17 protein-coding genes are annotated in these 20,145 nt (G+C 43.7%); 8 read left to right on the top strand and 9 right to left on the bottom strand.

Features of this window, described 5'->3' with window-relative positions; all coding sequences use genetic code 11:
- Nucleotides 1-35: 35 nt before the first annotated feature.
- The gene (locus tag L1077_RS20125; RefSeq protein WP_237138699.1) at nt 36-1,418 is read right to left on the bottom strand and encodes an L-cystine transporter; all 1,383 of its coding nucleotides are present in this window, start codon (nt 1,416-1,418) and stop codon (nt 36-38) included.
- Between the two features lie 241 nt (nt 1,419-1,659).
- Entirely contained in the window at nt 1,660-1,998 is a 339-nt protein-coding gene (locus L1077_RS20120; protein WP_063362557.1) for a winged helix-turn-helix transcriptional regulator, read from the bottom strand.
- 104 nt (nt 1,999-2,102) lie between these two features.
- Here L1077_RS20120 and L1077_RS20115 point away from each other — a divergent pair, with 104 nt between their 5' ends.
- The 3 genes from L1077_RS20115 (at nt 2,103) to L1077_RS20105 (ending at nt 3,963) form a co-directional block, all read left to right on the top strand.
- On the top strand, nt 2,103-2,870 hold the full coding sequence (locus L1077_RS20115; protein ID WP_237138698.1) for an SDR family NAD(P)-dependent oxidoreductase: 768 nt from the start codon (nt 2,103-2,105) through the stop codon (nt 2,868-2,870).
- Nucleotides 2,871-2,908: 38 nt separating this feature from the next.
- On the top strand, nt 2,909-3,562 hold the full coding sequence (locus L1077_RS20110) for a cupin domain-containing protein (RefSeq protein ID WP_237138697.1): 654 nt from the start codon (nt 2,909-2,911) through the stop codon (nt 3,560-3,562).
- A gap of 92 nt (nt 3,563-3,654) precedes the next feature.
- On the top strand, nt 3,655-3,963 hold the full coding sequence (locus L1077_RS20105; RefSeq protein WP_046356341.1) for a hypothetical protein: 309 nt from the start codon (nt 3,655-3,657) through the stop codon (nt 3,961-3,963).
- A 120-nt stretch (nt 3,964-4,083) separates the two neighbouring features.
- On the opposite strand, the gene L1077_RS20100 is transcribed toward L1077_RS20105, so the two are convergent.
- Complete coding sequence (locus L1077_RS20100; protein ID WP_237138696.1) at nt 4,084-5,262, bottom strand: hypothetical protein; 1,179 nt, start codon at nt 5,260-5,262, stop codon at nt 4,084-4,086.
- A gap of 544 nt (nt 5,263-5,806) precedes the next feature.
- Here L1077_RS20100 and L1077_RS20095 point away from each other — a divergent pair.
- Nucleotides 5,807-6,340 carry a superoxide dismutase family protein gene (locus L1077_RS20095; protein WP_237138695.1) on the top strand — a complete coding sequence of 178 codons (534 nt, stop codon included), beginning with the start codon at nt 5,807-5,809 and terminating at the stop codon, nt 6,338-6,340.
- 110 nt (nt 6,341-6,450) lie between these two features.
- On the opposite strand, the gene L1077_RS20090 is transcribed toward L1077_RS20095, so the two are convergent.
- Complete coding sequence (locus tag L1077_RS20090; RefSeq protein ID WP_237138694.1) at nt 6,451-8,739, bottom strand: FlgO family outer membrane protein; 2,289 nt, start codon at nt 8,737-8,739, stop codon at nt 6,451-6,453.
- Nucleotides 8,740-9,058: 319 nt separating this feature from the next.
- On the opposite strand from L1077_RS20090, the gene L1077_RS20085 reads away from it, so the two are divergent.
- The 3 genes from L1077_RS20085 (at nt 9,059) to L1077_RS20075 (ending at nt 11,447) form a co-directional block, all read left to right on the top strand.
- Entirely contained in the window at nt 9,059-9,931 is an 873-nt protein-coding gene (locus L1077_RS20085) for a hypothetical protein (RefSeq protein ID WP_237138693.1), read from the top strand.
- A 738-nt stretch (nt 9,932-10,669) separates the two neighbouring features.
- Complete coding sequence (locus L1077_RS20080) at nt 10,670-10,831, top strand: hypothetical protein (protein ID WP_237138692.1); 162 nt, start codon at nt 10,670-10,672, stop codon at nt 10,829-10,831.
- A 13-nt stretch (nt 10,832-10,844) separates the two neighbouring features.
- Nucleotides 10,845-11,447, top strand: a complete 603-nt coding sequence (locus L1077_RS20075; protein WP_237138691.1) for a hypothetical protein — start codon at nt 10,845-10,847, stop codon at nt 11,445-11,447.
- 87 nt (nt 11,448-11,534) lie between these two features.
- Here L1077_RS20075 and L1077_RS20070 read toward each other — a convergent pair whose 3' ends face one another.
- The 3 genes from L1077_RS20070 to L1077_RS20060 form a co-directional block, all read right to left on the bottom strand.
- A complete protein-coding gene (locus tag L1077_RS20070; RefSeq protein ID WP_237138690.1) occupies nt 11,535-13,172 on the bottom strand; it encodes a methyl-accepting chemotaxis protein in 1,638 nt (545 codons plus the stop codon).
- Between the two features lie 12 nt (nt 13,173-13,184).
- The gene (locus L1077_RS20065) at nt 13,185-13,430 is read right to left on the bottom strand and encodes a hypothetical protein (protein WP_237138689.1); all 246 of its coding nucleotides are present in this window, start codon (nt 13,428-13,430) and stop codon (nt 13,185-13,187) included.
- Between the two features lie 76 nt (nt 13,431-13,506).
- Nucleotides 13,507-15,564 (bottom strand): NHL repeat-containing protein, encoded by a 2,058-nt coding sequence (locus L1077_RS20060; protein ID WP_237138688.1) that lies wholly within the window; start codon nt 15,562-15,564, stop codon nt 13,507-13,509.
- Nucleotides 15,565-16,173: 609 nt separating this feature from the next.
- On the opposite strand from L1077_RS20060, the gene L1077_RS20055 reads away from it, so the two are divergent.
- Nucleotides 16,174-16,962, top strand: a complete 789-nt coding sequence (locus L1077_RS20055) for a hypothetical protein (RefSeq protein ID WP_237138687.1) — start codon at nt 16,174-16,176, stop codon at nt 16,960-16,962.
- Nucleotides 16,963-17,285: 323 nt separating this feature from the next.
- On the opposite strand, the gene L1077_RS20050 is transcribed toward L1077_RS20055, so the two are convergent.
- Together L1077_RS20050 and L1077_RS20045 are read right to left on the bottom strand one after the other, a co-directional pair.
- Nucleotides 17,286-19,157 carry a S8 family serine peptidase gene (locus tag L1077_RS20050; RefSeq protein ID WP_237138686.1) on the bottom strand — a complete coding sequence of 624 codons (1,872 nt, stop codon included), beginning with the start codon at nt 19,155-19,157 and terminating at the stop codon, nt 17,286-17,288.
- A gap of 340 nt (nt 19,158-19,497) precedes the next feature.
- Entirely contained in the window at nt 19,498-19,806 is a 309-nt protein-coding gene (locus L1077_RS20045) for a DUF6172 family protein (RefSeq protein WP_237138685.1), read from the bottom strand.
- Nucleotides 19,807-20,145: the final 339 nt, after the last annotated feature.

The following is a 20,145-nucleotide window of genomic DNA, read 5'->3' as shown; positions in this document are numbered from 1 at the left end:
GGTCATTAGGTCATGTAGACCCCTTATTTTTCTTATTATGAAGACTGAGCAACCGGCTCAGCGGGCGCTTGAGCTGCTGCTTTCTCACCTAAAATACGGTGTGTAATCGTACCTGCGGTCATCGACCCCGATACATTCAGCGCTGTACGAGCCATATCAATCAGCGGCTCAATAGAGATAAGCAACGCTGCGATAGTCACAGGCAAACCCATTGCAGGTAGTACAATCAGTGCCGCAAATGTTGCACCACCGCCCACGCCAGCAATACCAAATGAGCTAATCGCGACAATGGCCACAAGCGATAAAATAAACGAAATATCCATTGGGTTGATACCCACACTTGGTGCGACCATCACAGCCAGCATAGCAGGATAGATCCCCGCACAGCCATTTTGACCAATCGTCGCGCCAAATGATGCTGATAAGTTCGCAATCGCAGGCGGCACGTTAAGCTTATTAATTTGCGTATCCACGTTCAGTGGAATAGTTGCCGCACTGCTGCGAGACGTAAATGCAAACGTCAGCACCGGCCAGATTTTTTGGAAAAACTGCTTAGGGCTCACGCCAAATAAGCCAACCAATAAGCCGTGTACGACAAACATTAAGAAAATAGCCACATAAGAAGCGATGATAAAGCCCAGTAAATTCGTGATATCAGCCAAGCTTGATGTTGCCACCACTTTGGCCATCAAGGCCGCAACACCATATGGTGTCAATGAAATCACCATCTTCACCAAACGCATCACAACGGCTTGTAAGGTTTCAACAAATGTGCGAATTGGCGCTTCTAGCTCTTCACGTTCACTCATTACTTTGCGTGCGGCAATGCCCACCAAAATACCAAAAATCACCACTGCGATAATGGAGGTTGAGCGCTCCCACGCTAAGTCTTGGAAAATATTTGTCGGGATAAAACTCAGTAACATTTGTGGAATAGACAAGTCACTGACCGTTTCACTGCGAGACTCAAGCACCGCAATGCGAGATGTTTCGCGTGCGCCCTCGGTTAAGCCTTCAGCACTGAGGCCAAATAATTGCGTAATAAAAATACCGATAAGCGCAGCTATCATGGTGGTGATCACCAGCACCGAAATCGTAATGCCACTGATTTTGCCAAGTGCTCCTGACTTATCTAGTCGCACAACCGCAGCCACCATAGACACCAAAACCAATGGCATGATGATCATCTTGAGTAATGCGACATAGCCGCTCCCGACCACATTCGTCCAATTTAGGGTTTCAGTGATGGCTTGATGCCCTTCCCCCAAGAAAAACTGTAAGGCGAAGCCAAATACACTACCTAATGACAGGCCGATTAAAACGAGGCGCGAAAGCGTAGCCCCTTTTTTCTGGGTTTGAAATAAAACAATGAGGATTGCAGCAAAAACAGCAAGACTCACCATGGCGATGAAGGACATATCGTTACCTTTGAATGATTCGTACGAGAGAAAATCTAAAAAGAAGATAAATCGGAATTTTTATCTAGCGCGCACAGTAATAAATTATTGCGATACTGAAAAGAATGATTCGGAATGATATATATTTTCAAGTTATGGATATGGTGATTTATTGGCTGGCTTTGTTCTTTACTGTTCAAAAATCAATACAAACCAGCTCATATCCTAGCCTCAGTGCAGTTTACATGTAAAAGGCCACGAGTTAGTCGCCATCTATCTCCGCTTGCAGCGCCTCTAACTGCGCCAAAATCGCCAAAAACTTTTCACCAAAGGCCGTTACTTGATACTCCACCCGTGGCGGTAATTCATTAAAAACCTGTTTCTCTAAAATGCCAAACTCAACATTGCGCTTTAAACATTGATTAAGCACCTTGGTGGATAAGCCCTCAACTTGACGCACCATTTCACCCGGTCGATTTACCCCAGCATGCAATAACTGATATACAGTCAACGACCATTTACAGCCGTAGATAGTCTCGACCATGCGCGCACTGGATTGCGGTGCCAATTTTCTTGAAAATTTTTTTTCTTGTGATGTCATAAAGATGTACCAAAAAGTACCTAACTAACCAATTTGTACTTACTATTCAGAGGCTTTTATTAAATTTAATCTTATCACGACTTTTTAAAACAAGAGACGTGATTATGACTTTTTCAAATACAGGCACAGCCCTCATCATTGGTGGTTCAAGCGGCATGGGGTACGCCACCGCCAAGCAACTGCTGCAAGCCGGAATTGCAGTCGAGATTGTGGCCAACAACCAACACAAGTTGGACTCAGCAGTCAGCGCATTGAGCGAGCTAGGCACTGTGACTGGCAAACAAGTCAACTTATACGATACCCAGTCGGTGATGACGCTGGCAAAGCAGATAGTAGAGTCATCAACACACTATCGCTACCTTGTTAACGCCGCAGGATACTTCTCTCCCACCCCGTTTGTTGACCATACCCTTGCAGACTATAACAAGTACCATGATTTGAATAAGGCGACCTTTTTACTCACCCAAGCTGTGGTAAAAAATATGCAACGCTTTGATGGCGGGAACATTGTCAATATTGGCTCGATGTGGGCCAAGCAAGCCATCAAGGCAACCCCTTCTAGTGCGTACTCGATGGCCAAAGCTGGGCTGCATGCGTTTACCCAGCATCTCGCTATGGAATTGGCGGATAACAACATCCGCGTCAATGCTGTCGCCCCTGCGGTTGTACAAACCTCCATTTACGGCGCATTCATACCGCCGGCAGAGATTAAACAAGCACTTGCCTCATTTAACGACTTTCATCCCATTGGCCGAATTGGTGAACCCGTTGATGTCGCAAACAGTATCTTATTTTTATTATCCGATGAATCAAGCTGGATAACGGGCACCATTATGGACGTCGATGGCGGCGTTATGGCGGGTAGAAACTAAAATATAACAACAGGGCGTTGGCTCAAAAGGGTAACTCTATGCTAAACATGAATTTTGCACAGCAGCTTGTGATAAATACCGCCACTCAACCTTGGCTTGCCAGCCCCGCCAAAGGGGTTTGGCGAAAGCCATTGGAGCGCGAAGACAAAGAATCAGGACATACCACCAGCATCGTTAAATACGAAGCAGGCTCTGCGTTTAAACCTCATCCGCATCCGCTTGGTGAAGAAATATTCGTACTTGAAGGCGTCTTCTCTGATGAACATGGTGACTACCCTGCAGGCACATACCTACGCAATCCGCCAAATAGTGTGCATGCGCCATTTAGCAAACATGGCTGTGTGATTTTTGTCAAACTCAACCAGTTTGCTCCCCAAGACTCAAAAACCGTCAGAGTAAACACCCATGAAACACCTTGGCAGCAAGGGCAAGGTCATTTACAAGTGATGCCACTGCACAGCTTTGAGCAGCAACATACAGCACTGGTAAAATGGCCTGCCAATGAGCGATTTATCCCACACACGCATTTTGGTGGCGAGGAGATCTTAGTCCTTGAAGGCGAATTTATGGATGAGCGAGGTCAGTACCCTCAAGGCACTTGGCTGCGCAGCCCGCACTTGAGCCAACATACCCCTTATGTTGTGCAACCTACTTTAATCTTGGTCAAGGTAGGACATCTTGCTATTAAATAAAGCGCGGTGCTTTGACGTTGTTGTCCCTAGCCTTACTTGGGTATAATCCGCAGCACTGCCAACCTATTTTAAAGCTGGATCGGAGCTCAAAAATGAAAAAACTCTCTAAAGTGCAAGAAAAACAACAAGCACTGGTACTTGATGTTGCTGACAGACTCGAAGCACAAGCGCGTGAAGAAATCCCAGGTATGCTGCAATGTTGGTTTGATATGGAGTTTCATCTATTCCCCAGCTCTTTATTACTGTGCTTTCAGTTCGAAAATGAACAAGCATTAGAAGCTGCAAAACCAGATCTACTCAAATGGCAGAAGCGCCTAAGTGCCGCCATGGTGAAAAAAGGGGTGATCTTAAAAGATATGCGCAAACACTTGGTGTTTACTATGAATGGACCTGAAGATTAAAGCCACCCATGTTTGCTTTAAAAAGAAGGTAAACACTGCTTAACTCAATCAGTGTTTACTCATATTGCCGCTTTAAACAGCGAAAGCGGCAATAGGGTTAAACAAGGGAGTTCGGCTTGATTATGCCTCAATCCTTGTATTTCGCTCGATCCGCAGCAATGCCAAGATCATGGTGAAGTTCATAAACATGCCAAATGTCACACCGATGGCTATCAACTGTGGGCCTACTGCGTCAAACACACTGACCAATTTTTGATCTTGTTGCTTTTCTGCCTGCTTTTGCGCTTCTAGATTGGCGGTATACCTTTTAACAAACCATTTAACGGCATCCATCCACTCCACTTTGCGCATATTTTTGTCTTTTAGTTGCTCCAAAGACGTCGCATCTTCAGAGAGATCTTTGGTAAAGGCCACGATGTCTTTCCAAAAAGCATGCTCTTGCGTATTTTTATCCAGCTTGGTAAATGTGCTTTTCAATCGCTTTCGTTGACCAGAGCCTTTCAAAGACTGCTGTCCAAGCTCTTTTGCATACGCATTAATATTAATTTCAAACTGTTTAAAGTAGTCATCAATAATTTTTGCTTCTGCCGCTAATAGTTTTTGCTCTTCGATAGAGGCGTTTATCGCACTTTCGTAACTGCCGCCCTCTTCGTCCACAGCATACTTTTGCTCTTCTTGCTGTTTTAAATAATCAGCTAAGTAGTGGTACGTCGTTTCTTGATTTTCAACATCTGGCCCAATGAGCGCATCCATAATATTTACACTGGCCCCGGTCGTAAATAAAATCGCCGCAATAATCGACACTGTTGCCCAAAAGAAACTAATGTAAGCAACAATCTTAAAGTATTGCCTTTGCCAAAGGTTAGGTTTCTTTTTCTTAGAAACTGATTGAGTACTACCCGACGCAGGTTTCCTACTGCTGCCAGAGTTTGCTTTATTCGCTTTATTTTTAAGCACACTGGTCGCACTTTTACATGCATCTGAAGCACTTGATAAAGATTTTTTAACTGTGTTAGAAAATCCACCTAAATTTAAATTATTGGATGGATTTTCCGGCTGAATAGCGCTATCACCACCTTTTAAATATACAATAAGCCCAATTGATTGCAGCTTGTCTAGCTGTATATCAGCTTCTTGTTTGGTGAGGTTTTTAACTAACGCAAACGCTTGCCCACTAAATAGCTTATCGCACGATTGTGGCGATAACCCCATTAATTTGCATAGTTCACTTTTAGCATTATCAATATTGATATTTGGCTGGGTTTGTCCTTTAAATACGATTCTATATGAGGCGTCCATTTAAAGTAATTCCTTTCCTAGAATTAATTTCAAGCGTTAATTTAACAAAACACTGTTAACTTTCAAAGAAATTAAAAGTCATTACAAAGCCTCAAAAATCAAATATTAAATTTTTAATATAAAAACCCATCACACTGACAAAAATAACAGGCCATATAAAACCGATGAGTATTTAAATTCATATTCAAAAAACATAAAGACTAAAAGTTAATAGATGAAATTAAAAATCAAAAAATAAAAACCTAGATTTAGCACTCCTTAAACCCTTCAATAAAGACTAAAAAACAGACACCTTGTATTAAAACCGTACAACACATTCCTCTTCCCTCACTTTTACAAGGTCTTTTTTATTTATATTAACCCATCAAGAAAGTAGTAAACCCTAATAACCCTGTAGATACTCGGTTTTATAATTCTATACATGATCATATATTAGCGCCCTATCGTATCTTCAATGCATTCAAATTTTTAGCGCTCATGCTAAATAGTTAATGCCTGTTTGCCCCACACACAACATACGGGTGAATTTATTAAGGAATGGAAAATGAAAAAAACATTTTTAGCCCTGTCTTTTGCAGCACTCTCAGCTCACGTGCACGCCGAGCATCAAATTGGCGAGGCTGCGCACAGTAAAATTATCAATAACCAAGGCAAGCAAGTCGGTACTGCACAGTACACACAGGGCAATGAAGGTGTCGTGATTGAAATCATTGCCAATGACCTACCCGCTGGCAAACATGGCATGCACTTTCACGAAGTCGGCACTTGTGTTGACCAGCATCACTTTAAAAAAGCCAAAGGCCATATCATGCCATCAGGCAAACCACATGGTTATTACCATCCAAAAGGCCCCCATGAAGGTAACTTACCAAACCTGATTGTCCGCAAGGATGGTTCTGTGCACGTTGAGCTGTATACCGAGTTGGTATCTGTCAGTGGCCGAGGCAATAAACCAGCGCTGCTTGATGAAGATGGCTCTGTATTGATGATCCACGCGAATCAAGACGACCACTTAACACAGCCGATTGGCGGCTCTGGTAGCAGAATAGGATGCGGGCTTGTGCTTCCTGGTAAATAATAAAACACATGCCCAAGCACATTGACAGCTTGGGCTTTGCAAGGTCATATAACGCTGCGATAATTCATTCTAACCTTACTGCCTGCGTTTATATCTACTTAAATAAACCATCAATTCTCCTGCTCGATTGCAATACGCAGTAGCGCCTTATTTTTTATATGCTGTTTTAATAAATCAGAAAACTGTGCATCATTGTGTAATGGCGCGAGCAAATGATCACGCTCAAGCGTCCACCACTGCTGATTAAACGAGTCCATCCAGCCCAGTTTAAGTGCAGTATTTAAGTATGCCAAAGCCTGTGAGGTATGCCCTATCTGAGCATGCACCTGCGCCAATACCAGCTGCGCTTGAGCACGGTCGAGTGCATCGCCTTGCAGAATAAATGTCTTTACCGCATGTAAAAGTCGCTCTGCACTTTCGACATCATGTAATTGCTTTAAAGTCGCCGCGTATAAAGTCACCGCTTGATAATTATCAGCCGTCACCGAAAAAGACTCACCCAAGCGTTGGTTTTGCCACTGGGGGTACAATTGCAAGAGCGTATTTTTGGCTGCCTTAAATTGCGCTGCACGAAACTGAGCGTGGGCCAACTCAAACCTTGCCTGTGCGTTATAGGGCAGCTTAAACACCCTTGCATGGATCAATGCCAATATTTGCGCATCTTGCTGCTGGGAGCCAAGCTCAAAAAGCGTGAGTGAATGCCTAAAGTGGCCATGTAATGGCTGCATTTTGTTTAACAGCACTTGGGCTGCCTGCGTAGCGCCAACACTCAAGTAGGCCAATACTTGCTGTTCACACACCTCGATACTACTACAGCTCTCAAATAACTCAGGCGTCTGTTGCTGCCACGCCAACATGGCTAAAATGGAGTCTTTGCTATGTCGATGCACTTTGGCAAAATCCAGCCACCGCGTCTTTGCATCCGTTTGTTGCAAAAGCGCATGCTGATACATACGCTGTGCCGAGTCTGACTTATTCATTGCCGTTAATAAAAAGCTCAGTTCACGTTTTAATGAGGCCGACAATGGGTTGAGTACGATGGCCTGCTCTAAATGCGCTACAGCCTCTTGTTGCTTACCAAGGCGAGCCAATAAGGTGGCGTACCAAAGATGTGTCATGGCGCTGTTTTCAATCTCAAGGGCTCGCACCAAGGCCGCTTCTGCCTGTCGGTAAAGCGCAAAATCCCCCGTTGCTTTGGCCTTGTCTGACAAAATCATGCCATAAGCGGCCTGCCCCATGGCCGAATCAGGGGCCAGTTGCAGCGCATGTGTAATATGGGGCATCGCCGCCTCAATGGCTTTAAGCTCAGGCATGCTGCCATAGGTATGGGACAATGCATAACTCACAGCCAAACCAATATGGGCATCGACATAATCCGGTTCAAGTTCCAAACTGTGTTGAAAGTAACTCACTGCCTGTTGCAGCGCATCGGGGCTGCGTTGGCGCCAATGATATTGCCCCATCAGATACCATTCATAGGCTTGCGCATCGAGGCTTTTTATAATGGGTTTAGAAGAGATTGAATCAGGATAGACCACACCAAGTAAATGAGCACTCACTTCATCTTGCAGCTTAAAACTGTTTTTGCTGTTTTCATCAAAGATTTTTGACCACAGCAGTTGGCCTGTTTGCGTATCAATTACACGCACTTGCACCCGTATTTGCTCTGCCATTTTTTGTATATTGCCCGTCAAAACAGCGTCAACTTGCAGCGCCTTGCCGACCTCTGTGGCATTATCACTGCTTTGATAAGCAAATGAAGAGTCACGGGAGATCACTTTAAGCGATTTAATCTGCGCTAACTGATGAATAATGCCATCCGACAAACCCGTTGCAAAATAGCGACTATCTTGCATCGGACTTAAATCTTCAAATGGTAAAACCGCGATGGAGTTCACATTAACCTGCGCGGCGCTGGCTGAGTCACTTGTCAGTCGTCCTAACCAAACCACTATAATAATAAGTAACAGCACACACATTGCACCATACTTGATATACCCAAATTGCGCAGTCTTCTCGTTTGACTGCGCAATAACGTCAACAGGCGCTATCAAAACATAGCCTTCATTGGGGATGGTTTTGATAAACTTGGGATTGCGCGCATCATCATTGAGGGCTTTGCGGATCTTACTCATGGTGACAGACAAAATATCCGCAGACACCACTTTACCCGCCCAAACCTGCTCAAAAATAGATGCTTTATCAACTGTTTGACCGGCGTGTTTAATTAACAACAGCAGGAGTTGCATGCTCTTGTTATCAAGTACACATGTATGCGACTCGTTTTTTATGCGATTGGTTTTCGGGCATATCTGCCATGGGCCTAGCTGATAGGCATGCGCCAATAAAGGCGTATCACATTCTGTATTCGGCACATGTTCTGAGTGGCGATTGTCCATTTAGAGACCTATTTTTATTATTCTTTTTTACACGTGCGTTAATCACGTTGAGTCAATATGGTGATACAGGCATTGTGCTACGCAAACATAAGCATATCAATAACCCCTAACGATGTATTTTCTCATTCTCCAAACACATCGCTGAACCACAGGTTAATACTTATACAGATCCAAATCACTTATAACAAACTGAAATATATAAATATATTTTATAAAAAACAACTAAACCCCATATTTTGGAAGATTTAAGGTGCTTTAAGTTGTCCAGTACCAGTGTGCATGTCACCTTGATGTCATTGCGTTTAACAAAGAGGCTATTATGAGCAAACCATTACAACCACAAAGCGCCATTGCACTCACGCTATTATTAATGACCAGTACAGCCGCTGCAGCACAAAACTCGCCGAGCAGCACCTCAACTAAGTTGCTCTCGGTTACCGGGCCCTACCTTGGGCAAACACCGCCCGGCTTAACCCCAAAGCCATTCGCACCGGGACTTGTTAGCACAGAGCAGACACTTGAAAGTGAAGTGCTGTTTTTACCTGATATGAGCGCACTGTCTTTCACGCGTTACGAAAAAGGCGCCTATCCTGACTTATATGTCATAAAGCACCATAACAACCAATGGCACCAACACCTTGTCTCAGCAGAGGCCGCCAAAACCTATAACGAGCAATTTAGCCCAAGTGTTGAAACACTCAAGCAGCAAGCCGTGTTCAAAGACATCCCCGTGGTGGGCTACACAACCTCATCAGCAGGCACCCAATTTTTTTATGAGTTAGATTTAAAAGATGGCAGCGGGCACATGAGTTATTCGCGCCTTATTGACGGCCAGTATGAAACCCCAATCAAAATGAGTGACGCGGTCAACCAAGGCAAATACATTGCACATCCCTTTGTTGCCCCAGATGAGTCCTATTTAATGTGGGACGCCGAAAAAGAAGGAGAAAGCACCCCAGATATCTATATTAGCTTTAAACAAAAAGATGGCTCTTGGGGCAAAGCGATTAATATGGGCGATAAAATCAATACCCCGCTTTATGAGCAAAGACCCAAGGTAACCCCAGATGGTAAATACCTATTTTTTTGGAAAGGCGATGTCAAAACCAACGCAGATGGCAGCCGATATGTCGTTGGCGGCCCACATTGGGTCGATGCCAAAATCATCGACACGCTAAAATCAAAGCAATAATACAGCGCTCATCAACCTGTGAAGCACACTCTTTTTTCCCTCAACGCAAGTTGAGGGAAAATAGAAATAACAACAATCACTAAACGACCTTCTCTCTCGTCTTTGCTCTAAAACTGAGCTGCGGTTTGGCTTTCAACCAAGATCCACACCATAAAATACGATACGTTTTTTTCACAAAAAAGCCCAAAAACCTGATTCACGCCACAATATTGTAAACAAACCGTTGACCTTTCGACTATTTAGAAATATCGTGTAATAGTTAGCTATAAAGGATGATAAATTAGAAAGGTCATAATCCTCTAAGTTTAAAACAAACCGAACTGTTTAAATTAAGATGCAACATTGTTAAAATAATATTTTTCATAACTTATAAATATTTCAATTACAACATAACAAGGAAAAGACTTTAGCAATGGTAGACAAGCCTGCCTGTGGTAACAATCATTGACAGGTTAAAGATTATTATATGGATTTCTCTCTTTTAGCTTGTGTATTAACAATATACTGAGAGCTAATTTACGCTGCTAGCTCCGGTTTATCAAATATGATTTGTTGAGTGGTACAAGGTTAAGTACAGGAAGACGCATAATGAAACAGTCACTATGTTTTATAAACGCATCACTTGAAACGCTTACCTCCAAAAAACCAAGTTATATTTTCGATGATGATACATGCAAAACGCTTAGAAAGTTTAGAGTGAAATTGCCTTCAGCAATCATAAAAATGGAGTGAAAAGTAATGAACAGAAACCCCACCCGTAAATTAACGCAAAAAGACTGTCATGCAATTTTTGGTGGCTTAGCAGCCAAGAAAATGCCTAGAACAGTGTCTGTCAAAGGATTCCAAGAAGAACCTTCTATTAAAGTTACGTATTTGTTGGGGAAAAAAGCTAAACTTTAGTCTTGGATAAAAAATGAAACTCTCATATATAATTTTATTAAGTATTGCGGCAATTGCATATTTTTACATTCAGCTATGGGATGATCGCTTAGTCACACCACAATACTTAGTATTGTTATTTATATGCACACTTTATGGTAGATACAAAAAAGATACTAATATGACCCATATCGCTGGATATATCTTTGTCGCATCCAGCACAACTTACATTATCTTTGAGCGTGGCTTGATAAATCATGTTACGCCTGAAGAAAACCCGCTGTTACAAGGAATCGTAATTTATGGAACACAAATGGCTTTCAGTTTGATTACAGTGTGTGTCCTAATATTTCGTGTACAGCTTTCTAGACTAATTTCTAAATCTCCTCAAATCCAATTAACTAATTTTGATGGAATTTTTCATTGGCTATTTATTTATTGTTCATTAATTTATCTACTTGCAATGTTAGAGCATATTGCCTGGACATATTTTAATATGAAGTCGTGGACTTTAATTTATGACAATTTCGAAGGGTTGATCTATATCTCATGGGCACTGTGCAGTGGAGGGTTGTTAACCATGATGATTTGCTCACCAGAGCTCAAAAGCAACTCTCAAAAACGAGAGACCTCCTAAAAACCTAAAACAAAAAACCAGATCTCAATCTGGTTTTTTGTTTGCTCTTATATCAGTGCTTAAAACACTGACATTCCCACCGAGCCATTAGGCTAATTTAAAGCGGTTGATCATTCTCATCATGTCTTCAGAGACCTGACTGAGCTCTTCGCTTGCGGTTGCCATTAGGGTCGACTCGCTGGCAAGGGACGTTGAGCCGTCATTTAAATTCGCCACGTTTTGATTGATGCCATTCACTGTCATGGTTTGCTGCTCTGTGGCGGCGGATATTTGTTGATTCATGCCTTGAATGGCGTGAACCTCTTGGGCAATTTCATTCAGGGCATCTCCTGCTGATGAGGAAATCTCTGAGGTATTTGAGGCTTTTTCTGCGCCTTTACTCATTACCTCTACCGCTTGCTCTGCACCCGCTTGCAGCTTCTCAATGATGGTTTGAATTTCAATCGTTGACTCTTGCGTGCGCAGTGACAAGGTGCGTACTTCGTCTGCGACGACCGCAAAGCCTCGTCCCGCTTCGCCTGCTCGGGCCGCTTCAATCGCTGCATTAAGGGCAAGCAAGTTGGTTTGCTCCGCAATGCCTCGGATCACCTCTAATACCGTATCCACATTGCGGCTATCTGCTGCAAGCCTAGCGATCACTTGGCTGGCTTCGCCAATGTCTTGTGCCAGTAATTGCGATTTTTCAATATTACATTCGATGATCTCTAAGCTTTGCTCGGTTTGCTTGGCCGCTTTGACACTAAACTCGGAAGCGTCCACGGTTCTGCCAGACACCTCGGTCACGGCTGTGAGCATCTCGCTCATGGCGCCCGCAAGCTGCTCAGTGTCACTTCGTTGTTGATTTAAATTCATATCAACCGATGATACCGAGGATGACAAGCGATTGGCTGAGTCCGACAACTGGGTGCCTGCGGCGCTGACGCTGAGCATAATATCTTGAATGGAGCCAACAAAGCGGTTGAAGTACTGCGCCAAGTCAATCAGCTCTTTGCTGCCCTCTTCTTTTAATCGCTGGGTCAAGTCCCCTTCGCCACTGGCCAAGTCGCGCATCGCAGATACCGTGCTCTTGATGGGCTTTGTAATGCTACGAATAAAGTAAATCACCAAGGTCGATAACACTGCCAATACCATGACGACATTCATTAAGGAGATCATCTGCGACTGCGCAATGTCTTCTTCTAAAGCGGTAATGTTAATGCCCGTACCTATCATCCAATCCCATTCGTGAAAATAATCCGCATAGCTGGTTTTGGGCGTCAGCTCTGTGGCATCAGGAGATGTTTTCCAAAGGTACTCAACAAACCCACCGCCGCTTTTACCGGTGGCGTATAGCTCTTCAACAAAGAGTTTGCCGTTCCCATCTTTGAGCGGCAAGATATTGGTCCCCAATAAATGCTTAAGACCCGATGCGAGCTGTATGCCGTCTTTGTCGGCAACAAAGATATAATTGCCATTGTCAAAGCGCATGGCCGAAATAGACACCAAAGCGAGCCGCTTTGCCTCTTCTTCGCTCAATGCACCACTTCGGCTTTGCTCATAATAGTGGTTGATCACACCCAGAGCGCTTTCAATGATGAGCTGCACACCATACTCGTAATTGGCACGCATATGCTTGTTGGTGTTATGGGCATCTAACAAGGAATTAGCAAACAAACCAATGGCAAATAGCACCACTATCATCCACGCCCGCGTGCTGATGGGCGCATTATGAATTGAAAAATTCATGACACCTCCTTGTTACTCGTGCGGACCAGTCACTTTCTTAGCAGAAAAGCTGGACTCATGACTGGTATACAAGCGTCGCAATGCATCTTTGCACGACCCTTCATTTTCGGCATTGCTTTCAACATGCTTAATCACATCCTGAAACTGCTGCAATAATTGCTTAGAGTCTGCCTCTGATTTTTGGCAAACGCCGTTCGACTCTTGTGACTTACGATGTGACAGTTTTTTACCCTGTGCACGCTTAAATACACTTTCCATAATTCCCCCAGGCATTCCCTGTACACATGGCTATGTTTACATACCACGTCCAGTCATAGCGGATGTACAGTCCTTGTTAAATATTAAATTGATACACGTTGACTCTATTCAAGGCGCAATCTGGTAAGTAGACCTTGTTGTTTTTCACATGCAACAAGTACGGCAGCCACAACTGGCCTTTGTCTCTGTCGGCGCCAAACCCACTGAATGACTCTAAAAACTCACCAGAGCAATTGAATACTTTTATGGCTCTATTCACTAAATCAGAGACAAATAAGTAGCCATTCTCGTGATCAATACTGGTGGGCAGTAAAAAGCTTTCACTGGCAGTGCCATAGCCCTCTTTACCAAAGCTACGTAACCACTTGCCATGACTATCAAACACCTCAATGCGGTTGTTATTTTGGTCCGTGACAAAGCACAGACCTTGCTCATCGACGGTGATATCCGATGGCGTATGAAACTCCCCATGCTCAGCGCCCAAGCGACCATAAGTGTGGACTAAAAATGGCCCGCCGGTATCAGAAAGTCGCCAGCGACAAATACGGTTATTGCCCGAATCTGCAATTAAAATGTCGTTGTTGGTTGGATCTATGGCAATGCCCTGTGGCTGATTGAGCTGCTCATCCCCTGTACCAAGGCCACCAAATACGGTGTAAGGCACAAGCTCCCCCAAGGTATCGTTGTATTGCAAAATGGTCACTATGCCACTGAGGTAGTTACTCACCACCAGCAAGGGCACGCTGTAATCTAGCTGACCTGGCAGCGGTTTAGCTGGCGTCAGTGCCGCTATGCCCAAAGAGCCCGGTAGCATGGGTAAGCTGATCGGTCTGGCTGAATCACTTTTACCGTCTTCAGTGGCTTGCAATTGATAATTGCCTGAGTCCATCATCCAGAGTAAGTCTTCTGGGTCATCAAACTTATCGTTGAGAAAAACCCGCACCATGGTTTGCTGCCACCTTTGCACCCACTCAGTTTGCGCTGACAGTGCAATACTCAACCAAGACGGCAAACCCGGTGGCTGCATTACTTTAAGCAGCTGATCTTGCAACGCAAGTTGATGTTCTATCCAGTGTTCAAGCAAAGGCGCATTGCTTGAGTAACCCGATTGAGTTTGCGTTACATCTCCCACCACCGAGGTCACAAAGTGCAGCTGGCCGGGGTTATCCCGCTCGTCCCCAATTGCTTTAAGTACCTTGGTTGAGCGTGACTTTCCGCCTTTGAGCGTAGCAAGATTGACCGTGTGCTTTTGCAGTGAAGCTAAAAACGGTTCGGTGATCAACATGGTTTGCGGGTCGTTAATTTCGGTAATTTGCACTGGCGCAAAAAAGCCGTCTAAGCTCCCCATAAATTGACCATTTAAGTCATACACAGAAATCGCATTGGCTTTACCACCGGGGATCAATACGCGATTTTGTATCACAGTCACGCCGCGAGAAAGCGCTAAGCCATCAATGTAACACTTGCCTGTGGCGCTAAAGGTCACGCCCTTGCCTTGCCAGTCGCAGCGCACGACTGTTGAAAAGCCCGTGTTTGAAATGTAAATATTACCGTCTTTATCTAAACTCAGCCCTTGCGGCCAGAGTAAATGCACCGTATCACCGCCATTTTCAGGCACTATCTCTTCAATTGTGCGCTCAAATTGGCCATCTTCACTAAAAATCACCAATCGAGATTCACTGTGCTGACCCTCATAAAATTCATCAGCCACACACAATTTGCCGTTATGCACCACGATGCCATTAGGGCCTCTCAGTGCGACCTCGGGTTCATTACCAAAGATCTTCACGGTTTTAATCTCTAATGACTCGGAATAAGACAGAATATGCACTCTGAAATTGCCAATATCGGTGACGTATATCCAGTTTTTATCTGGGTGCGTGACTAGTCTAAAAGGCATATTAAACTGTTCAGGCCCCGTCCCAACGGTGCCAAAGCTTGCCAATATTTGATCCATCTTGGCATCAAATACCAACACGCGATTGTGCGCGGTATCCGCTAACCAAACCCGACCAAATTTATCAACACAACTGCCGACTGGCGTGCTTAATGAAAGGTGTCCGCTTGTCGAACACGGAAGCTGCGGCAACTGATCAACAGTTGTCCCAATGTAACTGTGGTATGAAATCCCCATAGTACCTAGCCTGTAAAAAAAGAGTCCGTTTAGTCAAGCTTCTACCCAAACCCCAGATAGATCCTTGGCGGTGCAATCAATTATCATTACGATTTTTTGACTGGTTTATACAAAAAAGTAGCAGGAAGAAAACGACTCGCCAGTAAGTCATGATGGAAAAAGTGCATTTATTAAAAAATTCACATTTGTTGGTATCTAGCGCACAGCGGGAAAAATAAAAAATATCCATAAATTACATATACATGATAGTAGTACAGACACGATAATAAAGAAAAAAGTATGGTTCTATTGTTCGGTACGTCGCAAGATAGAGTTATTAATATTCTTCATATTGAGTAATTTCATTCCCAATACCATCTATTTAGAAACGACGTCAGCATGATATTCACTCATCCTCATCTCTGGGTAGATTAGGTAAAGAGTGAAGCAGCACAACACTGCTCAGATAGGGTCAATCCCAACTTTTTTGCATCGAGTCAGCAACTGCACGGCGCAGTTGAGCTTAAATATCAACCAACCTATCTCACGCCCATACTTTGTCGATTCCATCTATTTAAATTTTCGAGTAAGCTGCCCTATTCCATAAAGAGCCCAGAAGAGGAAAGTGCGTTGGATAAAAGAATTGAACCTGAATTGCCCAGTATTACGCCCGACTTAGATCAGGTTGAAACCTTTAAACAGTCCCTCAACCCATCGAATAAAGCGCCTTTGCCAGACCAAGATCCTGAGCAGCCCAGTGCACCAGCTAAACAATCAGGCTTAATGACATGGCTTGGCAGCGCAGCTTTAATCGCCTTGGCGGCATGCTCTTATGGCCTCTATCAACAAAACCAAGCCACACAAGCACAGTTAATTGAGTCAACAAAACGCATTGCTGAGCTTGAACGCACGCTCTCTGCCACTGGGGAAGAAATGGGTCTTTCAGCAGGTGCAATGCAAGCAAACTTAACAGCCTTAAGTGAGCGCACTGATGAGCTTTGGTCACAAATGGACAAGCTTTGGGCATCGGCTTGGCGCAGAAACCAGTCTGAAATCAAAAAGCTAAAAGAGCAAACAGCTACCCTTTCAAGCAATCAAAGTAAGCACGTGAATGCACAATCTGGTGTCGCTACGCGCGTTGATACACTCGCCCAAAGCCAAACTGATTTGGTATTCAAGTTGTCACTTTTAGAAGAACAACTGCAAGCTGCCGAAACCCTGAAAAATCAACTAACTTCCATCAACACAGATTTAGATAAGTTAAAGTCTCACTCTCGTGGCAGTGACGCTAAACAAGTTGAAATTGGCAGTAGCATTGCACAGCTAGAAATGACGCAAAATGCCCTCGCTGAACAACTGGAGAGATTAGAAAGCAGACTTGCATCTGCAGCAGCAAAAGTACCGCAAACAGCGAAGTAAATTTAAGATGAAACTCATCATTAGGGTCTATTAATTAGACCTTAATGAATCCAAATATTATAGTCTACTTGCCTTTTAGCCAGTTTCAGACTTCCTCGTCGCACAATGCTGACTAATGCCTTTAAGCGTTAAGGCCGTTATTGTTTCGTTAGCTATATCCATCATAAATTGAATCTTCATGCAGCAATGGTGTACTAGAGGGTGGCTTTGCGTAGATTAAGTGCAATTGAAGACAGGGCGCATAAAAAATGGGGCCTAATAGTGCCCCATCAACTTAATTTTGTATTTAGCTAAACGCTTTACCTGATTTACTTAGAACAGACTCACAGCGCTTTTTTCTTGGTGACTTTATTTTTGTGGCCCAGAATACGAATTGACCAGTTATCGAGCGTGCCCGGTTGCGTATTATTTGCAACCGACACGGCTTCACCTTCGCCATCTACATACAGGGTAAAGTTTAATGGCTCACTATTCATATCTGTAATATGAATTTTCCACTCACCATTACCCGCATTGGCTTTTTCATCCCAGAACTTGTAACTCAACATCAGATGATCATTATAACCTGCTTCGCTGCCAGGAGCCTGCTCTGGTAGCGCTAGGTTCTGACCAATTAAGCTGTTAAACGGTGACATCACAATACTACGCGTCCCATTTGGCGACTCAAGCTCAACTTTCAAATCGGAAATACGCGTGTGGGTTGCATTAAGACGGATTTGTACGCCCTCAATAATTAGGTCATCTTCTACCTTAATACTTGCCGTCGTTGTTCGTGTTGCATCGTCATAGATCGGTGCATCTACTGCGCTATTAAGCCCATACCAAGGCGTTTTTACCAGTTCGGAGGGTAAGTCTTCAATGGCATAACGTCGCACCAATTCAGTCGCTTTATCGACATTTAACAGGCCGAACCCGTAATAAGGAGAAAACGCATGCCCAGCCGCATTAGTTGACCAACCCTCTAGACCCGTGATGCCATTAACTTCAATATCTCCACGAGCAGGGTCGACCTTAGTCGCCGTTCGTGCGAGTAGATGGCGAATATCACGCGGTGTCAGATCGTGGTTTTGCTGTTCAGCTGCGGATAACAGCAATGCAATCGCACCTGATGTATTTGGTGCCGCTGAAGAGGTGCCATTCATTCTTACGGTGAAATCATCATAGTCACGGCAATCAAAATTCGCATCTAGATTTTCAACGATAAAATCACAAGAGAGCCGCGGCGTCGCATGCCCTGGGGTTCCTCGGTCACCGCCACCCGGAGCAGTCAGGAAAACACTACTGCCGACAGTGGAGTAACTTGATAAAGCACCATTTGCACTGAGTGCACTAACAGATAAATTCCAAAAGTTAGCCGTTGTATAAAATGAATTACTATTTGTCCATGGCAAACCATGATTGCCTTGAGCTGGAACTGCATAACCTAAATAAGCGATGCTGTTCTCAGTGAAATAGTGAATGCGAGAACGTCCATAAGCATTACCAGCCGCTTGAACATACACAGCAGTACGCGGGTCTAAATGTGTTGATAAAGATACCGCCTCATAGATTTTTTCTTGCTCTGGCAGGCTAAAAAATAAAACTTCATTATCCTGCGCATCTTTCACAGTTTTTGAGAAGGTGTAAGGCAAACTCACAGCAGGGCTCATACCATAACTTTTGTTAAAAACTCGAACCCTGTCAGCAGTTGAGTTATCCAAGTTATTCCCGTCAAAGCCGTGACTCACTTTCCATTGCTCATGACTGTCAAACGTACCGCCATAATTCGCAAAGGACGCCATAGTCGCTTCAGGAGCAACCCCTCTCACTCCAACATTGTTTTGCACCGCTGCAATGATCCCTGCGACCATGGTGCCATGACTTGAACGATGCCCAGGAACTGCATCAATCAATGGGTCATCAATCATGTTGGAAGCTAAATCACTATGACTCACATCAACACCAGAATCGATCACAGCGACAAGCACATCTTGACCTTTGTGGCCCCAAATATGTGTTTGCCAAAGGTTTAAGTCGGCCCCCGACTGTGAGTTATTCAGTACACCTGAATTAAGCAAGTTCCACTGTAGAGCCAGCATAGGATCGCCATTTGGGTCGAGCCATCGGTGTTCATAATCACGATCGGTTGTTGCCAATGCATTCACTGATAAAAGCGCTGAAACCAAGCCTGCTACATATTGTTTCTTTAATCTCATTACAAGTTCCTTTTTTGGGTTAGGTTTATTTACTAACATCTCGACTTTTAAACTGCCAAGATAATTGCTGCTTTTCTATTTCTTTCCTGTAACAAACTGTATGACTTTGTATTTGAGATTTATGGATTGGAATATAGCGAGATAGAGCTCAATGGCATTAGAGAGTTTTAACTTTGGAGCAATGTCATTTTATGCTTTAAGCACATAGTCAGGTGATGGTGTTATTAGCTAGTCTTACTTAAAATACAGCGCAACCGCTATCGAATGGCCAACGCAAAAATGCCAGATAAACGGGGGCGATATTATCATCGGCCCCGCTTTCATTTACTGACGGCTTGCGTTACAGATCGGTATCATCTTCTGCAGTACGTACTTGCCTATGCCCTGCTTTTGCTAGAATTTCAACATAAAAAGACGTCAGGTTTTCTTGCTGTGTTTGGTCTATTAACTTGTTGATTTGTGAAACATGTACAGGCTGTGCTTCAGCTTCAGTATTACCAAACTTACAATCAAAATCCCAAAAATCAGCACCTTCTGGTAGCGTTTTATTACGCTCACGCTTTAGATATTTTTTGATTTCAAATTTAACCGCGTCAACGCGTCTTGCTAGTTTTACTTTCGGGTGAGTTAATTCAAATGTTTTTTTCATAATTGCCTTCAAACAAGCCATACGCTATCGAGCGTTAACTTGCTGAGTAATAAGGTGAGTCTATACATGCGCATTGCGCACTAAAATTAATGCCAATAAATAACGGCGTAATTTTACGTGAAATTAGCCGCAGCCGCATCCTCTTTTATGTACACCGACAGTTAAGGCGAGATACTTTCAAGCAAATTTTAGTCACTGAAGGCGTTCTTGTCTAAATTCGCATCCCCATAAAATACCATACTTATTGTGGTATCAAAATTGATGTTAGCAGGCCTATTCGTCACCCGTATTCACACTTGGTATAAATAAAAATGGGCCAGTAGACTGACCCAAAAAGTA

The organism is Pseudoalteromonas luteoviolacea, assembly GCF_021654285.1.
Taxonomy (GTDB): domain Bacteria; phylum Pseudomonadota; class Gammaproteobacteria; order Enterobacterales; family Alteromonadaceae; genus Pseudoalteromonas; species Pseudoalteromonas luteoviolacea_J.
This window is presented reverse-complemented; position numbering and strand designations above follow the sequence as displayed.